1 protein-coding gene is annotated in these 208 nt (G+C 48.6%); it reads right to left on the bottom strand.

Annotated elements, in window-relative coordinates; translation table 11 throughout:
- Positions 1 to 208, bottom strand: a 208-nt coding sequence (locus tag RR842_RS11070) for a hypothetical protein (RefSeq protein WP_332729763.1), incomplete at both ends; no start/stop codon positions are given.

Genomic DNA, 208 nt, shown 5'->3' with positions numbered 1-208 from the left:
CGTAGGCGTATTTCCCCGGTTCGATGCAATCGAGTACGCGAAGATCCCACTCATCATCCCAATAGGTCTTTTTGCACCCGAGTATTTCAGCGATCATCTGGGCGTCTGTTTTGCCGATATGACCAAGGGGTAGATCAAACATCTTAACAAGCGCTAAGCGGCTCTCAAACGTCTCATAAGATTCCAGGAATACATCTATGGTGCGCTC

The organism is Gordonibacter sp. (genome assembly GCF_036667095.1).
Taxonomy (GTDB): domain Bacteria; phylum Actinomycetota; class Coriobacteriia; order Coriobacteriales; family Eggerthellaceae; genus Gordonibacter.
Note: the sequence above shows the minus strand (reverse complement) of the source record. Positions and strands in the feature narration are given on the sequence as shown.